This is a genomic window from Streptomyces sennicomposti, from assembly GCF_019890635.1.
In the GTDB taxonomy this organism is placed as follows: Bacteria; Actinomycetota; Actinomycetes; order Streptomycetales; family Streptomycetaceae; genus Streptomyces; species Streptomyces sennicomposti.
This window is the reverse complement of the sequence record NZ_JAIOAB010000051.1, coordinates 1-18,630: the sequence shown is the minus strand read 5'-3', so window position 1 is coordinate 18,630 and position 18,630 is coordinate 1. Positions and strand designations below refer to the sequence as shown.

Genomic DNA, 18,630 nt, shown 5'->3' with positions numbered 1-18,630 from the left:
TCACTCCCCCACCGACGACTCGGAAGAGACCGGGACGACCCGCGCGAACCCGCCGTCCACCATCAGGTTCGCCACCGTCTCCAGCTCCGGCGGCGAACCCGCCAGCCGGGACAGGAACGCGTCGAAGTCCGCGCCGCACGGCAGCAGCAGCCGCTCCACCCGCTCCGCCTGCGGCCACGCCGGGTCCACGTCCCGTACGTCGTCGTACGCGCAGAACCACACCGAACCGGCCCCCTCGCCCTTCACCTTCACGGCGAGCAGACCGCCCTGCACGAACGCCACGCCCAGATAGTCCTTCGTGAGGTGGTCGCGCAGGCACTTGTTGACGTACACCAGGTCGTTGACGGCCGCCTCGTCGCGCACCGTGAAGAACGGCTGGTCGATCAGCAGGCCCAGCTCCGCGTCCAGCGCGGTGCCGACCGGCGCGCAACCGCCCGCCGCCTTCAGGAAGGACCGGTAGGCGCCCGGCAGCCGGTAGCCGAGGTCCTCCTCGACGCCCTGCACCTGCTCCTCCGTCACCGCCACACCGGACTTCGGCAGCCCGAAGTGGGCCGGCCGGGTCTCCTGCAACGGGCGGGTACCGCGCTTGGCCTGGTCGACGTGGGACGTCGCGATGCCGCCGTGATGGCGCAGCAGCGCCTTCACCTCGACCGGGACCAGCTCCAGGCGCCGGCCGCCGGCCACGTGGTGCCAGGTCCAGCCGTGCGGGGTGGCCACGTTCGGCACCGTGTCCCACAACTCGTGCCCGGCGGCGGCCAGCGCCGCGTTGGCCGAGACGTAGTCCGTCAGCCGCAGCTCGTCGACGCCGAAGCCCTCCGGCGGCTCGGCGATCTCCACCGCCGCCCGCGCGTACGGCGAGAAGTCGGGGTAACCGCGCTCGTCCACCCGCACGCCTCTGGGATGGCGGGCGGCCCGGACCGGGTCCGGGAAGTGCACGATCTGCCCGGCATAGGCCGCGTTCGGCGGCGCGGCCTGTCCTCCGGCCTGGCGGCCGGGTGGAACGCCCAGCCCGAGCCGACCTGTCGTCATGGCGGTTGCCCCCTGCGGCACTCTGGACGGCCCGCGACGGCCGCCCGGCTGTGCGCCGGCGCCGCCGAGACCCGTATCGACTACTTCTCTGCCACGCGCGCTTCCTCGCCACGCGTCGGCCGCACGCACCGCGGCGCGCCGGCGTGCCGACAGCCTATGCGGTACGCCGACCCCGGTCACCGGGCCACCGCCCACCGGCCCGGCGACCGGCCCGCCCCGGCCGGTCCGCCGCCCCCCGCCCGTGCGGAGGACCACCGCCGCCGCCGTGACCAGCCGTCACCCCGCCGTGACGCACCGCCCCGAACAGGGCGTGTCGCGCCGCCCCAGCTTCCACAGCGGCCACGCGATTTGGCACTCTGTGTCCTTCGGGGGGATGCTCCGGAGGGGAATGATGATCATGAAAGCGACGCAGACGGGACCGCGGGCCGGCACACCCGGCGACCCCCGGGCCGGTACGTCCGGCGACCCGAGGATCGGCTGGAGCAGCAGCGAGACGCCCCACGCCCCCGCCCTCCGGCACCGCCGCGACGGCATACTGCCCGCCATCGCCGCCGCCCTCTCCGTGCGCGGCGCCACCCTCACCGGCACCGCCGCCCGCGGCGAGGAGCCGCCCGCGCTGCACCCCCTCGTCCAGGACTTCCTCGACACCCTCACCAGCACCCAGCGCGACCGGTTCACCGGCCGCTGCGCCGAGACCATCCTCATCTCCCGGCACATCAGCGCCGCCGACTCCGCACGCAGCAAGCGCGCCGCGCGCCGGCCCATGACCAACGGCGAGGCCCGCAAGGCCCTCAAGCACGCCAAACTGACGGCCCGCCGCATCCGCGAGGACGGCGACCCGCTGCACGGCAGCTTCGCCGCGCCCTGCCGCGCCTGCACCGCGCTCAGCGCCCACTTCGGAGTGCGGATCGTCGACCCCGCGGGCGGCGACGGCTGACGGACCGGCCCGTGACCCGGGCCCGTACGACCGGCCGGCCCGACGGGGCCGCACCACCGCCTCGACGAACGAAGGGCAGATGCACGCCGACCGCCACCCCTCCCCCGAGATCCCGGCCCCGCGCGGCCACGGGGGGAACTCGACCCGCTTCGCCGTACCCGTGGACGCCGCGCTGCGCGCCGCCGGCTGGCAGCCGGGCCGCTGGGACATAAAGCAGGCCGAGATCTGGGCCGACGCCCTGCGCGAGCACACCTCGCCGGCCGGCCACCGGCACAGCGTCTTTCCGGCCGCGGTGGAAGCGTGGGCGGAGTTCGGCGGGCTGCGGATCTCGCCGACCGGACCCGGCCGCCAGATCGCCCCCGTGGACCTGCACTTCGACCCGATGCACGGCCTGCACATGGCCCGCACCCTCGGCGACCTCGGCCGCGCGCTGGGAACCGAAGTCTGCCCGCTCGGCGCCGAGACCGACAGCCAGGCGCTCCTCGCCATCGACGCCGAGGGCCGCGTCTACGCCCTCGACCACACCGGCGACTGGTACCTCGGCCCCGACGTCGACCAGGCCCTGACGACCCTGGTCTCCGGCATCACACCGGCCCGCCTGACAGCCGGCTGACCACCGCCAGCGGGGTGGGCGGCCCCTCCCACCCCGGCTACGACGTGGCCGGAATCACCGCCGACACCCGGAAACCCCCCGCGTCCGTCGGGCCCGAGACGAAGACGCCGCCCAGGGCGTGGACACGCTCCTTCATGCCGAGCAGGCCGTTGCCGCCGGACGGCAGCCGCACCGGCGGAGCCGACGCCTGCTCGGGCGGCGGCTCGTTCTCCACCTGCATCGCGATCTCCGACGCCCGGTGCGCGAGCCGTACGTACGTCTTCGCACCCGCCGCGTGCTTGTGCACGTTGGTCAGCGCCTCCTGCACCACGCGGTACGCGGTCTGCTCGATCTCCGCGCCGTACTCCCGCGCCTCGCCCTGCACGGACAGGTCCACGACCATCCCGGCCGCCGCCGACTGCCCGACCAGCTCCTCCAGCTCCGCCAGACACGGCCCCTCCGCACCCCCCGGCTCCCCCACGGCCCGGGAAGCGGCGGCGGCCGCCGCGGCGCCCACCGCCACCAGCGGCGGCGCCGCGGAGGCGGCGGCCCGCTCCCGGTCCTGCCGCTGCCGCTCCTCACCACCGCTGCGCAGCACCCCGAGCATCTCGCGCAGCTCGGTCAGCGCCTGCCGGCCCATGTCGCCCACCAGCGCCGCGTTCCTCACGGCCTTCTCCGGGTCCTTGCGCGCCACCGCCTGCAGCGCCGCCGCGTGCACCACCATCAGGCTCACGCGGTGCGCGACCACGTCGTGCATCTCCCGGGCGATCCGGGTCCGTTCCTCGCCCCGGGCCCACTCGGCCCGCTCCTCCGCCCGCTCCGCGAGCAGCTGCAGCTCCCGCTCCAGACTGTCCGCCCGCTCGCGCAGGGACTCCATCAGCCGCCGCCGGGCGCCCACGTACAGACCGAGCAGGAGCGGCGGCGCGGTGAGGCCGAGCGACGTGGTGACGGCGGCGAACGGCACGAACCAGTTCCCCAGCGAGAAGTCCCCCCGCGCCATGTCCCGCTGCACCTGCACGAACGTCACGACCATCGTCCCGACCAGCGACATCCCGGCCAGCGCCCCGATGATCCGGCGCGGCAGCTCGCAGGCGGCGAGGGTGTAGAGCCCGACGATGCCCATCAGGAAACCCATCTGGGCCGGTGTGACGGCGATCGCCACCAGCACCACGGCTATCGGCCAGCGGCGCCGCACCAGCAGCACCGAACCGGCCAGCAGCCCGAACACCACCCCCACGACGAGCGGCAGCCCCGCGTCCCGCGCGAAGGACCGCCCCTCCGCCCCGCACTCCACGGCCGACACCAGCGCCAGACTTCCGTCGAACAACGCGCTGCGCCATCGCGTCCACCACCACGGCCCGGTCAGGGCGGTGGCGTGCTCTTCCCCCGTCGTGGTCATGCCTCCAGCCTACGGGCGCGCCCACCGGCTTTTCCGACGAGTTTCGCGCACCGACGCCGAGCACGGCGCGTAATCGAACGACGGCGAAAACGACCGCATCGAAGACGAGCGCCCGCGGTACCGCGTCATGATTCACGAGACGGGCGACGTGGAGGGGGCCGAGCGCTACTGGTCCGACCTGCTCGAGGCCGACGCCTCCCAGTTCCCGAGGACCACGCTCAAGAAGCACAACCCCAAGACCACGCGCAGGAACGTCGGCGAGGACTACCGCGGCTGCCTCGTGATCGGCGTCCTCCCAAGCGCCGAGCTGTACCGTCGCATCGAGGGCTGGTGGTACGGCATAGTAGGGGCTGCCGCACCGGTGACCGACTCAGGGAATCGGACATAACGGCAATCCCGGGTCGTCTAAGGGCAAGACGTCAGATTTTGGTTCTGATCATGGGGGTTCGAGTCCTCCCCCGGGAGCAAGCTGAGTTCGGGTCCTGGTTGTCGCAGCCGGGACCCGCTCTCGTCTCCCCCCACGGCCGCCCCGGTATCCTGCGGATGTCCACCCCACCCAGAAGCCGAAGGGCATCCCGTGAGCGCCATTCGCCCGGCAGCCGTCGTAGTTCTCGCAGCGGGTGAGGGCACCCGTATGAAGTCGGCCACACCCAAGGTCCTGCATGAGATCTGCGGCCGTTCCCTGGTCGGCCATGTGCTGGCCGCCGCGCGTGAGTTGAACCCGGAGAACCTGGTCGTCGTGGTCGGGCACGCCCGCGAGCAGGTGACCGCGCACCTCGCCGAGGTGGACGCCGCGGCGCGCACCGCCGTGCAGGAGAAGCAGAAGGGCACCGGGCACGCCGTCCGCATGGGGCTGGAGGAGCTGGGCGGCTCCGTGGAGGGCACCGTCATCGTGGTGTGCGGCGACACCCCGCTGCTCACCGCCGGGACCCTGCGCGACCTGGCCGCCGCGCACGCCGGGGACGGCAACGCCGTGACGGTGCTGACCGCCGAGGTCCCCGACGCCACCGGGTACGGCCGGATCGTGCGGGACGCGGAGACGGGCGCCGTGACCGCGATCGTGGAGCACAAGGACGCCACCGAGGCGGAGCGGGCGATCCGGGAGATCAACTCCGGGGTGTTCGCCTTCGACGGGCGGCTGCTCGCCGACGCGCTCGGCAAGGTCCGCACGAACAACAGCCAGGGCGAGGAGTACCTCACCGACGTCCTCGGCATCCTGCGCGAGGCCGGGCACCGGGTCGGCGCGAGCGTGGCCGGCGACCACCGGGAGATCGCGGGCATCAACAACCGCGTGCAACTCGCCGAGGCGCGCCGCATCCTCAACGACCGGCTGCTGACCGCCGCGATGCTCTCCGGGGTGACCGTGGTGGATCCGGCGACGACGTGGGTGGACGTGACGGTGACGTTCGAGCAGGACGTCACGGTGCTGCCGGGCACGCAGCTGCACGGGGCCACGCATCTGGCGGCGGGCTCCGTGGTGGGCCCGAACAGCCGGCTGACGGACACGAAGGTGGGCGCCGGGGCGCGGGTGGACAACACCGTCTCCGACGGCGCCGTGGTGGGTCCCGAGGCGTCGGTGGGGCCGTACGCCTATCTGCGGCCGGGGACCCGGCTGGGGCTGAAGTCGAAGGTCGGCACGTACGTCGAGACGAAGAACGCGCGGATCGGCGAGGGCACGAAGGTGCCGCACCTGTCGTACGTGGGCGACGCGACGATCGGCGAGTACACGAACATCGGCGCGGCGAGCGTGTTCGTGAACTACGACGGGCAGGACAAGCACCACACCACGGTGGGGTCGCACTGCCGTACCGGTTCGGACAACATGTTTGTGGCTCCTGTCACGATCGGGGACGGCGCCTACACCGCCGCCGGCTCGGTGATCACGAAGAACGTGCCGCCGGGTTCGCTGGCCGTGGCCCGCGGCCAGCAGCGGAATATCGAGGGTTGGGTGGCGCGCAAGCGTCCCGGGAGCGCGGCCGCGAAGGCGGCCGAGGCGGCCACCCCGAAGGCGGAAGGCGAAGCCTGACCGGAAACAGGTGCGTCTGGGACGGCGTACCGTGATAAGTGCACACCCGCACCCCACCAGCTGAGACGGCCTCTCGCGCACGGTTGACGAGGTCATCTCGACACCCAGCTGCGAACACCCTCTGAGGAGACAGTGCTGTGACCGGGATCAAGACGACCGGCGAGAAGAAGATGATGTTCTTCTCCGGCCGCGCCCACCCCGAGCTTGCCGAGGCGATCGCCCACGAGCTGGGTGTCGGGGTCGTCCCGACGAAGGCGTTCGACTTCGCCAACGGCGAGATCTACGTGCGGTATCAGGAGTCGGCCCGCGGCGCGGACTGCTTCCTGATCCAGAGCCACACCGCCCCGATCAACAAGTGGATCATGGAGCAGCTGATCATGATCGACGCGCTCAAGCGCGCGTCGGCCCGCTCCATCACCGTGATCGTGCCGTTCTACGGTTACGCGCGGCAGGACAAGAAGCACCGGGGCCGTGAACCCATCTCGGCGCGTCTGGTGGCCGATCTGATGAAGACCGCGGGCGCGGACCGCATCCTCGCCGTGGATCTGCACACCGACCAGATCCAGGGCTTCTTCGACGGCCCGGTGGACCACCTGTTCGCGCTGCCGCTGCTGGCGGACTACGTGGGCAGCAAGGTGGACCGCGCCAAGCTGACGATCGTCTCCCCGGACGCCGGCCGGGTGCGGGTCGCCGACCGCTGGTGCGACCGTCTGGGCGCGCCGCTGGCGATCGTGCACAAGCGGCGCGACAAGGACGTGGCGAACCAGGTCACCGTGCACGAGGTCGTCGGTGATGTGGAGGGCCGCATCTGTGTGCTGGTGGACGACATGATCGACACCGGCGGCACGATCTGCGCCGCCGCCGACGCGCTGTTCGCGCACGGCGCCGAGGACGTCATCGTGACGGCCACGCACGGTGTGCTGTCGGGTCCGGCCGCCGACCGGCTGAAGAACTCGAAGGTGAGCGAGTTCGTCTTCACGGACACGCTGCCCACGCCGGGCGAGCTGGAGCTGGACAAGATCACGGTGCTGTCGATCGCGCCCACGATCGCCAGCGCGGTGCGCGAGGTGTTCCAGGACGGTTCCGTCACGAGCCTGTTCGACGAGCAGTAACGATCATTCTGGCGTCCGTCAGGCGTCGGTTCGAGATCGTTTTGGGTTCGGCCTCCCTCCCCGAGTAGACTGCTGCAGTTGCTCGGCGAGGGAGGCCGTTTCCGTTTGCGCGGACGCGGCGGTCCGTAATCGACGCGCTCTTCGTAGCAGGCCGTTCGTAGGCCGGGTGACCACAGTCCCTACTTCTACGAGGAGTGATGAGCATGTCCGAGGTGAAGATCTCCGCCGCCACGCGCAGCGAGTTCGGCAAGGGCGCCGCCCGCCGTATCCGCCGTGACAACAAGGTCCCCGGTGTTCTGTACGGGCACGGCACGGACCCGCTGCACCTTACGCTTCCGGGCCACGAGCTGCTGCTGGCGCTGCGCACGCCGAACGTCCTGATCTCCCTGGACATCGACGGCAAGTCCAACGAGCTGGCGATCCCGAAGTCCGTGCAGCGCGACCCGCTGAAGGGCTTCCTGGAGCACGTCGACCTGCTGCTGGTCAAGCGCGGCGAGAAGGTCAACGTCGAGATCCCCGTCGTCGCCGAGGGCGAGCTGGCCCCGGGCGGCAACCTGCTGGAGCACGTCCTGTCCTCGCTGCCGGTCGAGGCCGAGGCCACGCACATCCCCGAGCAGGTCACCGTGTCCGTGGAGGGCCTGGAGGCCGGCGCCTCCATCCACGCCAAGGACATCACCCTGCCCAGCGGTGTCTCGCTGGCCGTCGACGAGGACGCGGTCGTCCTCCAGGTCCTGGCCGCCCAGGCCGAGGAGGCCCCGGAGGGCGAAGAGGGCGAGGGCGAAGAGGCCGCGGAGGCCTGACCGGCCGTTTGACCGCAGCTGTCCCCGCCGCCCCTTTACCGGGCACCCGGCGGTATGGCTGTGCCCACCCGTTCCGCCCTGCGGAACGCCTGCCCACAGCGGTAGTCATCATCGGCCGCTGTGGGCAGGCGCGTATCAAGGAGACATGGACGTGAGCACCCCGGTGAGTTCCGCGAGCGACCCCTGGCTGATCGTGGGGCTCGGCAATCCCGGACCGGAGTACGCCATGAACCGGCACAACGTGGGGTTCATGGTGGCGGATCTGCTGGCCGACCGCATGGGGGGCCGGTTCAAGCGGGCCGGCAAGGCGCAGGCGCAGGTCGTGGAGGGGCGGATCGGCCCGCCGGGGCCGGCGAGCCGCCGGGTGGTGCTGGCCAAGCCGATGTCGTACATGAACCTGTCGGGCGGCCCGGTGAACGCGCTGCGCGACTTCTACAAAGTGCCCCTCGACCACGTGGTGGCCGTCCACGACGAGCTGGACATCGACTACGGGGTGCTGCGGCTGAAGCGGGGCGGCGGCGACAACGGGCACAACGGCCTGAAGTCGATGACGAAGGCGATGGGCCCCGACTACCACCGGGTGCGGTTCGGGATCGGCCGGCCGCCGGGCCGGATGCAGGTCGCGGACTTCGTGCTGAAGGACTTCTCCTCGGCCGAGCGCAAGGAGCTGGACTACTTCGTGGACCGGGCGGCGGACGCCGTGGAGTGTCTGCTCGCCGAGGGTCTGGAGCGGGCTCAGAGTGCGTACAACTCCTGACTTGTCCGGGTCCCGGCCGCCCGCGAGTTGACCGGGCGTGCGGGTATGGCCAATGATCCCGGCCATGCCCGCCGCCGCAGCCACCGCCCGCCGTTCCCGCCGGGGCCGTACGGCCACCGGCAAGGGCCGCCCGCCCCGTGAGGCCGCCCGCACCGCCTCGGTCGCCGCGCTGCGGTTCGGCCGGGTCGCCTCGATGGGCGCGGTCGCGGTGCTGATCCTGATCGCGGGCGTCTGGGCGTCCTGGAGCACCGCGCCGTACGTGATGCTGACCAAGGGGCGCGAGCGCGGCACGGTCGAGGTGACGGCGTGCGCCCGGGATGCGTGCAGCGGGCCGTACACGCCGCGCACGCCGGGGTCCGCGGCGCGCGCCCGGGTGGAGATCGACTCGGCGGCGGTGCGCAAGGGGCGCACCTACGACGTGGTGGTGAAGCCGGGCGGCGGCGAGGTCCTCAGGACGGGTCCGGCCGGGATCCTGTACGCGTGGGCGCCGCTGGGCGGCGCGCTGCTGCTGGCCTCCGTGGTGGTGGCGGGCGGGCTGCGCCGCATCCGGGCGGCCTGGGTGCTGGCCGGTGCGGGGGTGGCGCTGCTGACGGGGGCGTTCCTGGCGCTGTGAGGCGCGCAGGGCTTTCCGGCCGCCGTGCGCCGTGAGCCGCCGTGCGCCGTGACGCGAACGGGCGCGCCCCCGGGTTCGTGTGAACCCGGGGGCGCGCCCTGTGCGTTGTGCCGGTCAGCCGGTGTTGCGCAGGCCGGCGGCCACGCCGTTGACGGTCAGCAGCAGGGCCCGCGCGAGCAGCGGGTCGGGCTCCTGGCCGGCCGCCGCCGTGTCGCGCTGCCGCTTGAGCAGGGCGACCTGGAGGTAGGAGATCGGGTCGAGGTAGGCGTCGCGGATGGCGAAGGTCTGCTTCAGCACGGGCTGTGCGGCCAGGAGTTCGCTCTCGCCGGTGACGCGCAGTACCTCGGCGACGGTGAGTTCGTGCTCGGCCTTGATGACGTCGAAGACGTGCTTCAGCTCGTCGGGGACGAGGGTGTCGACGTAGTGCTGGGCGATGCGCAGGTCGGTCTTGGCGAGCGTCATCTCGACGTTGGAGATGAAGTTGCGGAAGAAGTGCCACTGTTCGTGCATCTCGCCGAGCACGGTGTCCAGGCCGGTCTCGCGCAGTGCCTTGAGGCCGGAGCCGACGCCGAACCAGCCGGGCACGATCTGCCGGGACTGGGTCCAGCCGAACACCCACGGGATGGCGCGCAGGCCGTCGAGCGAGACCCCCGAGCCGGGGCGGCGGGAGGGCCGCGAGCCCAGGTGCAGCTCGGCGAGCTGGTCGACCGGTGTGGAGGCGAGGAAGTACGTCGGCAGGTCGGGGTCCTCGACGAGCCGTCGGTAGGCGGCGTGGGCGGCGTCGGAGACGACGTCCATGGCCGCGTCCCAGCGGGCGAGCGCCTCGTCGGACTGGCGGGGCGCGGTGTGCAGGGCGGAGGCCTGGAGGGTGGCGGCGACCGTCAGTTCCAGGTTCTCCCGGGCGAGGGAGGGGATCAGGTACTTGTCGGAGATGACCTCGCCCTGTTCGGTCACCTTGATCTCGCCCTCCAGGGTGCCCCAGGGCTGGGCGAGGATGGCGTCGTGGGAGGGGCCGCCGCCGCGGCCGACGGTGCCGCCGCGGCCGTGGAAGAGGCGCAGCCTGACGCCGTAGCGGTGGGCGACGTCGCGCAGCCGGCGCTGGGCGCGGTGGATCTCCCACTGGCTGGTGGTGATGCCGCCGAACTTGGAGGAGTCGGAGTAGCCGAGCATGACCTCCTGCACGTCTCCGCGCAGCGCGACCAGGCGCCGGTAGGAGGGGTCGGAGAGCATGTCCTCCAGGATGGTGTCGGCGGCCTTCAGTTCGTCGGTGGTCTCCAGCAGCGGCACGATGCCGATCTTGGCCCAGCCGGCGTGCAGGTCGATGAGGCCGGCCTCGCGGGCGAGGACGGCGGCGGCGAACACGTCGTCGGCGCCCTGGCACATGGAGATGATGTACGACTCGATGACCTCGGGGCCGAAGACGCTCAGGGCGCGCTTGACGGTCTCGAAGACGCCGAGGGTCTTGGCGGCGGCGGCGTCCACGGGGGCCGGGGTGGGGGCGAGGGGGCGGCGGGAGCGCAGTTCCTTGGCGAGCAGCTTGGCCCGGTAGTCGCGGGGCATGTCGGCGTAGCGCCAGGACTCCTCGCCGAGCCGGTCGAACAGCTGGCCGAGGGCCTGGTGGTGGGCGTCGGCGTGTTCGCGGACGTCCATGGTGGCGAGCTGGAGGCCGAAGGCGGCCAGGGTGCGGATGGTGCGGGCGAGCCGGCCGTCGGCGAACAGGCCGCCGCGGTGCTGGCGCAGCGAGTCCTGGAGCAGGCGCAGGTCGGCGAGGAGTTCGGCGGTGCCGAGGTAGTCGCGGCCGTCCTCGTGGGCGGTGGAGCGGGCCAGGCGGCGCTTGGTGTTGACGAGCTTCTGCCGGATGCAGGTGGCCTTGAGCCGGTAGGGCTCCTCGGCGTTGAGCCGCTTGTAGCGGGGGCTGATCTCGGGCAGGTTCTCCAGGTCGGTCTGGAGAGAGGCGAGGAGTTCCTCGGTGGCGCCGGTGTAGCGGATCGAGTTGGACAGGAAGCCGCGCAGTTCGTCGACCATGTCGAGGGCGTCGTTGATGCCGTGCTCGTGCTGGAGGATCAGCACGTCCCAGGTGACCTGCGGGGTGACGTTGGGGTTGCCGTCGCGGTCGCCGCCGATCCAGGTGCCGAAGGTGAGCGGGCGGGTGTCGTCGGGCAGCTTGACGCCGACGCGTTCCAGTTCCGCGGTGAGGTCCTCCAGGACGTCGCCGACCGCGCCGGCGTGGAGTTCGTCCAGGTAGTAGATGGCGTTGCGGGCCTCGTCGGTGGGTTCGGGACGCACGACGCGCAGTTCGTCGGTCTGCCAGACGAGGTCGATGTTCTCGGCCAGCCGGGTGTCCAGGCGGCGGCGGTCGGACTCGAGGACCGGGGTCTCCAGCAGCGCGGCGATGCGGCGGAGCTTGTTGAGCACCGAGCGGCGGGCGGCCTCGGTGGGGTGCGCGGTGAACACCGGGCGGACGTTGAGGTGTTGGACGGTCTGGCGCAGGTGCTCGGGGTCGGCGTCCTTGAGCCGGTCGGCCGTACGGGCGAGCAGTCCGCCCTCGGCGGCGCGGCGGGCGCGCAGTTCCTTGCCCCGGTGCACCTGCTCGGTGACGTTGGCGAGGTGGAAGTAGGTGGAGAAGGCGCGGACCAGCTTGGCCGCCGTCTCCAGTTCGGTGCCGCGCAGCAGTTCGGCTGCGGCTTCGCCGTCCTCGCGGGTGAGGCGGCGGACCTTCTCGACCAGGTCGAGGAGTTCCGGGCCCTCCTGCCTGACCAGGGTCTCCCCTAGCAGGTCGCCCAGTCGGCGGATGTCGGCGCGCAGCTCGCTGCTGGTCGTGGTCTGGTCGTCGGCACTGCTCACAGGTGCGGCTCCTTGCAGTGTTGAAGCTCGTCTGGGAGGGAACCCGGAAGGGTGCCGCGCGGCGTGGGCCGCATACGGGCCGGGCATCCGGGAAGTCATCTTCTTCAGCGGACCGCGCTGTCCGACCGGTACCAAGTCTAGGTGTCGGGTGGGACGCGCAGGCCAGGGGCTCTTGCCGCGCGGCGACGCACTGCCATACTTACGTTGCCGTAGGTTACGCAACCGTAGGGAGCCGGCCGCTCCCGGAAACGGCCTCCGGCACCTGTCTCGACCCTCGACCCCACAGGGGACGCCCATGACGTCAAGCTCCTCCGATGTGATCGACGAAGCCCCTCAGGCGGCGGCCGGCCAGACGCCCTCCGCCACCCTGGGCGGCGAGCAGAAGCGTTCGATCGAGCAGATCACGCTGCTGCTGTTCATCACCGTTCCGTTCCTGGCGCTGGTCGCCGCGGTGCCGCTCGCGTGGGGGTGGGGGGTGAGCTGGCTGGACCTCGGTCTGCTGGTCTTCTTCTACTTCCTGGGCTGCCACGGCATCACCATCGGCTTCCACCGGCACTTCACCCACGGCTCCTTCAAGGCCAAGCGGCCCCTGAAGATCGCGCTGGCGATCGCGGGGTCGATGGCGGTGGAGGGGCCGCTGGTGCGCTGGGTGGCCGACCACCGCCGGCACCACAAGTTCTCCGACCACGAGGGGGACCCGCACTCGCCGTGGCGCTACGGGGAGAGCGTGCCCGCGCTGCTGAAGGGCCTGTGGTGGGCGCATGTGGGCTGGATGTTCGACGAGGAGCAGACCCCGCAGGACAAGTACGCGCCGGATCTGATCAGGGACCCGGCGATGCGGCGGATCTCCCGGCAGTTCGTGCTGTGGACGATCGTGTCGCTGGGGCTGCCGCCGCTGATCGGCGGGCTGGCGACGATGTCGTGGTGGGGCGCGTTCACCGCGTTCTTCTGGGGTTCACTCGTCCGGGTGGCGCTGCTGCACCACGTGACCTGGTCGATCAACTCGATCTGCCACGCGGTCGGCAAGCGGCCGTTCAAGTCGCGGGACCGCTCGGGCAACGTGTGGTGGCTGGCGATCCTGTCCTGCGGCGAGTCCTGGCACAACCTGCACCACGCCGACCCGACCTCCGCGCGGCACGGTGTGGAGCGCTGGCAGCTGGACTCCTCGGCGCGGATCATCCGCTGGTGCGAGCGGCTGGGCTGGGCCTATGACGTGCGCTGGCCGTCACGCTCGCGTATCGATTCCCGCCGCAACACCGACGTACGCGGCTCCCGCCGCCGGAGGGAGACCGCGAAGGCGGCATGATTGACGCCGTGGCGACCGACTCCAGCACCCCCAGCAATGACAAGCCGCGGCGTGCGCGCCGCACCCGGATGACCGGTGCCGAGCGCCGCCAGCAGCTGCTGGAGATCGGTCGCACCCTGTTCGCGGCGAAGGGTTTCGAGGCCACCTCGGTGGAGGAGATCGCGGCCAAGGCCGGGGTCTCCAAGCCGGTGGTGTACGAGCACTTCGGCGGCAAGGAGGGGCTGTACGCGGTGGTGGTGGACCGCGAGATGCGGCGGCTGCTGGACATGGTGACCAGCTCGCTGACCGCCGGGCACCCCCGGGAGCTGTGCGAGCAGGCGGCCTTCGCGCTGCTGGACTACATCGAGGAGTACACGGACGGCTTCCGCATCCTGGTCCGCGACTCCCCGATCCCCCAGTCCACGGGCTCCTTCGCCTCCCTGATCTCCGACATCGCCACCCAGGTGGAGGACATCCTGGGCCGCGAGTTCAAGTCCCGCGGCTTCGACCCGAAGCTCGCCCCGCTGTACGCGCAGGCCCTGGTCGGCATGGTCGCGCTGACGGGTCAGTGGTGGCTGGACGTACGCCGCCCGAAGAAGGCGGAGGTCGCCGCGCACCTGGTGAACCTGGCCTGGCACGGCCTGGACGGCCTGGAGCCGAAGCCGCGGCTGATCGGGCACCGCAAGAGCTGAGGGCACTCGATCGGGTGACCATCGGGTTGGCGTCACCCGATCGAGTGATACCTAGAGGGCTCAAGATTAATCTTGTGGCATGATTCGCCTATGACTGAGATCGCGATCAGCGCTGCCCGTTCCCAGCTCGGCGACCTGGTCCGCAGGGCCGCCCACAGCCGCGAGACCATCGCCCTCACCGACCACGGACACGTGGCCGCACTGCTGGTGTCACCGCAGGTGATAGAGGATCTGGAGGACGCCTTGGCCGTCGCCGACTACCAGCGGCGAAAGGCGGAGGGGACGCTCGGGCCGGGCATTCCGATGGATGAGGTGCGCAAGCGTCTGGGGCTTGAGCAAAAGTGACCTACGAGATCCTCTTCGAACCGCACGCCCTCGATGCGGCGACCCGATTCCTGGCGGAGGACCCCGGCGGTCTCGCCGTCGTCCTGGACACCATCGACAAGTTGGCCGACGATCCACGCCCGGCAGGGTCGAGTCCGTACGGCTCGCCCGACCTTCGCCGCCTGCGCATCGGCGACTACCGAGTCCTGTACGTCATCGAGTCCGAGGTCATCCAGATCCTCGTCACGCACCTGGGCCGCACCCCCTCCTGAGGTCACCCGGTCGGTTCCAGGAACTCCAGGCGGTTGCCCACCGGGTCCTCGGAGTAGAAGCGGCGGTGGCCCGGCAGGTCGTCGTCCCAGGTGACCGGGGCGCCGCGTTCGGCCAGGCGGGCCGCGTACGCCTCGATGCCGGTCACCCGCAGCCCGGGATGGGCCTTCCTCGCGGGCCGGAAGTCGGTCTCGATCCCCAAATGGAGCTGCACGGCCCCGGCCCGGAACCAGCAGCCGCCGCGCGCCGCGAGCACCGGCGGCTTGGGGATCTCCGTCATGCCGAGGACACCGGCGTAGTACGCCCTGAGGTCGTCCTCGGAGCCGGGCGGGGCGGCGAGCTGGACATGGTCGACGGCGGTGAGCACGTGTCACGCCTCCTTGCGGGCGACGGCGAAGATGCGGCGGAACGGGAACGGGGTGCCGTGCGGCCCGGCCGGGTAGGCCTCGCGCAGGGCGGTCCGGTACTCGGCGAGGAACGCGTCGCGGGCCCCGGGATCGTCGGCGAGGACGGTGAGCACGGGCCGCAGCCCGGTCCCCTTGACCCAGTCCAGCACCGGGTCCTCGCCCTGGAGCAGATGGACGTACGTCGTCTCCCACACGTCCGCAGCGCAGCCGAGGGCGGTCAGGCGCTCCAGGTACTCCCCGGGGCCGAGCACGGCGTCGTCGTGGCGCAGGACGCCGTCCAGGCGGTCGCGCCAGCGGGCGGAGCCGGCCAGGGCGCGCATGATCGTGTGGCTGGGGGCGGCGAAGTTGCCGGGCACCTGGAAGGCGAGGGCGCCGCCCGGCTTCAGGGCCGCCACCCAGTCGGCGAACCGGCCGGCGTGCCCGGGCACCCACTGAAGGGTGGCGTTGCTGACGATCAGGTCGCACGGCTCCGGGGGCGTCCAGGTGCGGACGTCGGCGGGGGCGAAGTCGAGCCGGCCGCCGCCGGGGGTCGGGCCCGCGTGCTCCACGACGGCCTTGTCGAGCATCTCGGGGGAGTTGTCGTAGCCGGTGATGTGCGCGGCGGGCCAGCGGTCGGCGAGGAGCGCGGTGACGTTGCCGGGGCCGCAGCCGAGGTCGGCGATGCGGGGCGCGTCGGTCGGCGGGGGCGGGACGCGGGCGAGGAGGTCGGCGAACGGGCGGGCCCGGTGGCCGGCGTGGCGCAGGTACTGCGCGGGGTCCCAGACGGGGGCGGGGGCGCCGGCCCCGGGCTGGCCGGCCCCGGGCTGGCCGGCCCCGGACCGGCTGGATTCGGACCGGCTGGATTCGGACCGGCTGGATTCGGACCTGGACGGGGACCTGGACTCGGACATGGCGGCCTCCTCGGGCTCGTCGTCGGCGACACGCTGGAGCGGTTCCACTGTCTCCCCGAACTTCTCTCCATGTCAAGAATGTTGATGTCAAGAGACTTCACATCGACACAACCACTACACTGATCGCATGGAGGACGAGGTCGATCGGCTGGTCGCGGCGTGGCGGCGGGAGCGCCCGGACCTCGACGTGGAACCGCTCGAGGTGCTGAGCCGGGTCAGCAGGCTGGCCCGGCACCTGGACCGGGCGCGTCGGCTGGCCTTCGCCGAGCACAGTCTGGAGCCCTGGGAGTTCGACGTGCTGACCGCGCTCCGGCGCGCGGGGGCGCCGTACCAGCTCTCCCCCGGACAACTGCTGACCCAGACCCTGGTCACCTCGGGCACGATGACGAACCGCATCGACCGGCTGGCGAAGAAGGGCCTGGTCGAACGGCTGCCCGACCCCAGCGACCGGCGCGGGGTGCTGGTCCGGCTCACGGACGAGGGCCGCGACCGCGCCGACCAGTCGCTCGCGGGCCTGCTGGCCCAGGAACGAGCGATCCTCGGCGAACTCTCCGCCGCTCAGCGCACGGAACTGGCCGGGCTGCTGCGGCAGTTGACGGCGCCGTTCGACAACATCCCGGGCTGAGGGCGGGCGGCGGACCGGCAGTGGACCTGCCTGGTGCGTCGCGGGCCGCCGAGGGCAGGCCAGGCAGGGGCCACGGGCCTGCCTCCGGCGCCCGGAGCTGGTCAGGCGCTGCTGCTCTCCTCGACGTCGATGCGCCCGGCGGCGGGACCCAGTTCGGCCGGGCCGACGCCGGCGCGGCGGGCCAGGGCGACGGCGGCCAGCGTGGAGTGCACGCCGAGCTTGCCCAGCACATTCTGCATATGGGTGCGGACGGTGTGCGGGGAGAGGAACAGCCGCTCCGCGACGGCCTTGCGGCCGAGCCCGGCGACCATGCAGCGCAGCACCTCCCGCTCGCGCGGGGTCAGCGACGCCACCAGCCGCTCGCTCTCGGTGCGGTGCTTGCGGGCCGCGGTCAGCTCGCGCAGGACGCCGGTGAGCAGGGCGGGCGGCAGATGCGTCTCGTCGCGCAGCACGCCCCGGATCACGGTGAGCAGCCGGGACAGCGAGCAGTCCTTGGCCACCCAGCCCGAGGCCCCGGCCTGGAGGGCGAGCGCGGCCCGGCGCGGGTCGTCCTTCTCGGCGAGCACGACGGTCCGCACCCCCGGCTGGGCGGTGCGCACCCCGGCCACCAGGGAGATGCCGTCCACCAGCCCGTCGGCGTTGCCGTCCTGGACGGGCACGGCGGGCCGCTCGCCGGGGACGTTCCCGCCGAGGTCGGCGTCGACGAGGAGGACGTCGAAACGGCGGCCCTCGGCGGCGGCGCGCTCCAGGCAGCGCAGCGCGGCCGGTCCGGAACCGGCCGCGGACACGTCGACGTCCGGCTCGGCCGCCAGCGCGGCGGCGAGCGACTCCGCGAAGATCCGGTGGTCGTCGACGACCAGGACTCGGACTCGAACCACTGAACCCCCCTCCCCCAGCTCCCGGCGGAGCAGGGGATTCCCGTCGTCGCAGACGCACATCACGCAGCTGCGGCGCCGCCGCTGCCGCTTCGGGTGCGGGTACGGCGCCCGGGGCCGGTACGACCGCACGGCCGCCGCCCTGCGGGAGTGCTACCCCCACTGCGGGCGCCCTACCCGGCCGTCTCGCCCCCTGAACGGCGCCGGCCCCCACCGGCACCGTTCCTCAGAGTACGGACGGCGGCCGGAAGGGGAAGACAATTCGCAGAACTGATCGGTCGTCGCGTTTAGGGTGTGCCGCATGTTCCGTATCGAGGCGGGAGTCGACAACGAGCGCCGCAATCTGCTCCGCTCCCGGCTCCGCGAGACGAACACGGCGGCCTCCCCCGTACTGGCGGCGCTGCGCGGCACCCCGGCGGAGCGCGAGGCGCCCCTGCACGTGTGGGCGCTGGACCCGGCGGGGGCGCTGGCGGGCGGCCTGGTGGGCCACACCTGGGCGACGTGGCTGCATGTGACGTACCTGTGGGTGGACGCCCGGCACCGGGGCGCGGGCCTCGGCTCGCGCCTCCTGGTCCGCGCGGAACGCATCGCCCGCGACCAGCGCGACTGCACCGGCGCCCGCCTGGAGACCTGGGACTTCCAGGCCCCCGCCTTCTACCGCCGCCACGGCTACAAAATCATCTGCGCCCTCCCGGACTACCCCCCGGGCCACACGGAGTACACACTGGTGAAGCCGCTGGGGTGAGGGGGCGTCAGGCCGCCCGTGACGGGGCGGAGGGGCGGGGTGCCGGCGTCTCCGCCTCGGGCATCAACGGTTTCCCCGCCCGCAGCCGTTCGATGGCCTGCTAGGCCCGGCGGGCCCGCGGTTCATCGTCCCGACGAAAGACCAGCCGCACACTGACGGGGCCACGGTGCGGGGGGGTGAACCACCCGAGCCCGATGTTCGGGGCCCCGCGTCTACTCGGCGGTCACCAGCCGACACCCGAGCACGTGCCCGATCACCTCGGCCGGCACCGCACCGAGGCCTCACCACGGATTTTCAGCCGTCCCCCGCCGGTCGAGGCGGGACCGTAACTCGTCGCCCTTCATCACCGCTCCCGGTAACGGGGCAGTTTCTCGGGGAAGGCGCGATGGTTTTTGCACTCAGCCAGTT

The 18,630-nt window shown here is 72.2% G+C and carries 19 protein-coding genes, 1 tRNA gene and 1 pseudogene; 15 read left to right on the top strand and 6 right to left on the bottom strand.

Annotated features, from left to right (window positions below):
- Window positions 1-1,029, bottom strand: coding sequence for an SMI1/KNR4 family protein (locus tag K7787_RS24065; RefSeq protein ID WP_027758820.1), 1,029 nt, complete (start codon window positions 1,027-1,029; stop codon window positions 1-3).
- A 388-nt stretch (window positions 1,030-1,417) separates the two neighbouring features.
- Here K7787_RS24065 and K7787_RS24060 point away from each other — a divergent pair, with 388 nt between their 5' ends.
- Together K7787_RS24060 and K7787_RS24055 are read left to right on the top strand one after the other, a co-directional pair.
- A complete protein-coding gene (locus K7787_RS24060; protein ID WP_043260928.1) occupies window positions 1,418-1,966 on the top strand; it encodes a YwqJ-related putative deaminase in 549 nt (182 codons plus the stop codon).
- Between the two features lie 79 nt (window positions 1,967-2,045).
- Window positions 2,046-2,579: an SUKH-3 domain-containing protein gene (locus K7787_RS24055; protein ID WP_223002909.1), complete on the top strand. Its 534-nt coding sequence runs from the start codon at window positions 2,046-2,048 to the stop codon at window positions 2,577-2,579.
- 37 nt (window positions 2,580-2,616) lie between these two features.
- Here K7787_RS24055 and K7787_RS24050 read toward each other — a convergent pair whose 3' ends face one another.
- Window positions 2,617-3,957, bottom strand: a complete 1,341-nt coding sequence (locus K7787_RS24050) for a sensor histidine kinase (RefSeq protein WP_223002908.1) — start codon at window positions 3,955-3,957, stop codon at window positions 2,617-2,619.
- 97 nt (window positions 3,958-4,054) lie between these two features.
- Here K7787_RS24050 and K7787_RS24045 point away from each other — a divergent pair.
- The 7 genes and pseudogenes from K7787_RS24045 to K7787_RS24015 all read left to right on the top strand — a co-directional run.
- Window positions 4,055-4,345: pseudogene (locus K7787_RS24045) on the top strand (hypothetical protein); the annotation flags it as partial.
- Window positions 4,346-4,351: 6 nt separating this feature from the next.
- A tRNA-Gln gene (locus tag K7787_RS24040) sits at window positions 4,352-4,422 on the top strand.
- A 112-nt stretch (window positions 4,423-4,534) separates the two neighbouring features.
- Window positions 4,535-5,983, top strand: a complete 1,449-nt coding sequence (gene glmU / locus K7787_RS24035; protein ID WP_009189047.1) for a bifunctional UDP-N-acetylglucosamine diphosphorylase/glucosamine-1-phosphate N-acetyltransferase GlmU — start codon at window positions 4,535-4,537, stop codon at window positions 5,981-5,983.
- Between the two features lie 137 nt (window positions 5,984-6,120).
- Window positions 6,121-7,095 carry a ribose-phosphate diphosphokinase gene (locus K7787_RS24030; RefSeq protein WP_009189048.1) on the top strand — a complete coding sequence of 325 codons (975 nt, stop codon included), beginning with the start codon at window positions 6,121-6,123 and terminating at the stop codon, window positions 7,093-7,095.
- Window positions 7,096-7,298: 203 nt separating this feature from the next.
- Entirely contained in the window at window positions 7,299-7,895 is a 597-nt protein-coding gene (locus tag K7787_RS24025) for a 50S ribosomal protein L25/general stress protein Ctc (RefSeq protein ID WP_009189049.1), read from the top strand.
- A 145-nt stretch (window positions 7,896-8,040) separates the two neighbouring features.
- Complete coding sequence (pth, locus tag K7787_RS24020; RefSeq protein WP_009189050.1) at window positions 8,041-8,652, top strand: aminoacyl-tRNA hydrolase; 612 nt, start codon at window positions 8,041-8,043, stop codon at window positions 8,650-8,652.
- Window positions 8,653-8,704: 52 nt separating this feature from the next.
- Window positions 8,705-9,265 (top strand): hypothetical protein, encoded by a 561-nt coding sequence (locus K7787_RS24015; protein WP_223002907.1) that lies wholly within the window; start codon window positions 8,705-8,707, stop codon window positions 9,263-9,265.
- Between the two features lie 114 nt (window positions 9,266-9,379).
- On the opposite strand, the gene ppc is transcribed toward K7787_RS24015, so the two are convergent.
- Window positions 9,380-12,109, bottom strand: a complete 2,730-nt coding sequence (ppc, locus tag K7787_RS24010; RefSeq protein WP_223002906.1) for a phosphoenolpyruvate carboxylase — start codon at window positions 12,107-12,109, stop codon at window positions 9,380-9,382.
- Between the two features lie 295 nt (window positions 12,110-12,404).
- On the opposite strand from ppc, the gene K7787_RS24005 reads away from it, so the two are divergent.
- The 4 genes from K7787_RS24005 (at window position 12,405) to K7787_RS23990 (ending at window position 14,682) form a co-directional block, all read left to right on the top strand.
- Entirely contained in the window at window positions 12,405-13,415 is a 1,011-nt protein-coding gene (locus tag K7787_RS24005) for an acyl-CoA desaturase (RefSeq protein ID WP_009189053.1), read from the top strand.
- Window positions 13,412-14,086 (top strand): TetR/AcrR family transcriptional regulator, encoded by a 675-nt coding sequence (locus K7787_RS24000; protein ID WP_009189054.1) that lies wholly within the window; start codon window positions 13,412-13,414, stop codon window positions 14,084-14,086. Before K7787_RS24005 ends, K7787_RS24000 begins: the two co-directional genes overlap by 4 nt.
- 90 nt (window positions 14,087-14,176) lie before the next feature.
- Window positions 14,177-14,431 (top strand): type II toxin-antitoxin system Phd/YefM family antitoxin, encoded by a 255-nt coding sequence (locus tag K7787_RS23995; RefSeq protein WP_019986057.1) that lies wholly within the window; start codon window positions 14,177-14,179, stop codon window positions 14,429-14,431.
- Window positions 14,428-14,682, top strand: coding sequence for a type II toxin-antitoxin system RelE family toxin (locus tag K7787_RS23990; protein ID WP_019986056.1), 255 nt, complete (start codon window positions 14,428-14,430; stop codon window positions 14,680-14,682). Before K7787_RS23995 ends, K7787_RS23990 begins: the two co-directional genes overlap by 4 nt.
- A 2-nt stretch (window positions 14,683-14,684) precedes the next feature.
- Here K7787_RS23990 and K7787_RS23985 read toward each other — a convergent pair whose 3' ends face one another.
- Window positions 14,685-15,047 carry a VOC family protein gene (locus K7787_RS23985; protein WP_009189057.1) on the bottom strand — a complete coding sequence of 121 codons (363 nt, stop codon included), beginning with the start codon at window positions 15,045-15,047 and terminating at the stop codon, window positions 14,685-14,687.
- 3 nt (window positions 15,048-15,050) lie between these two features.
- Window positions 15,051-15,977 (bottom strand): trans-aconitate 2-methyltransferase, encoded by a 927-nt coding sequence (locus K7787_RS23980; RefSeq protein ID WP_223002905.1) that lies wholly within the window; start codon window positions 15,975-15,977, stop codon window positions 15,051-15,053.
- A 127-nt stretch (window positions 15,978-16,104) separates the two neighbouring features.
- Here K7787_RS23980 and tamR point away from each other — a divergent pair, with 127 nt between their 5' ends.
- Entirely contained in the window at window positions 16,105-16,602 is a 498-nt protein-coding gene (gene tamR, locus K7787_RS23975; protein ID WP_009189059.1) for a MarR family transcriptional regulator TamR, read from the top strand.
- Between the two features lie 101 nt (window positions 16,603-16,703).
- Here the strand turns inward: tamR and K7787_RS23970 are convergent, their stop codons facing one another.
- Complete coding sequence (locus K7787_RS23970; RefSeq protein ID WP_019986053.1) at window positions 16,704-17,480, bottom strand: LuxR C-terminal-related transcriptional regulator; 777 nt, start codon at window positions 17,478-17,480, stop codon at window positions 16,704-16,706.
- A gap of 298 nt (window positions 17,481-17,778) precedes the next feature.
- Between K7787_RS23970 and K7787_RS23965 the strand changes: the two genes are divergently transcribed.
- On the top strand, window positions 17,779-18,222 hold the full coding sequence (locus K7787_RS23965; protein WP_019986052.1) for a GNAT family N-acetyltransferase: 444 nt from the start codon (window positions 17,779-17,781) through the stop codon (window positions 18,220-18,222).
- Window positions 18,223-18,630: the final 408 nt, after the last annotated feature.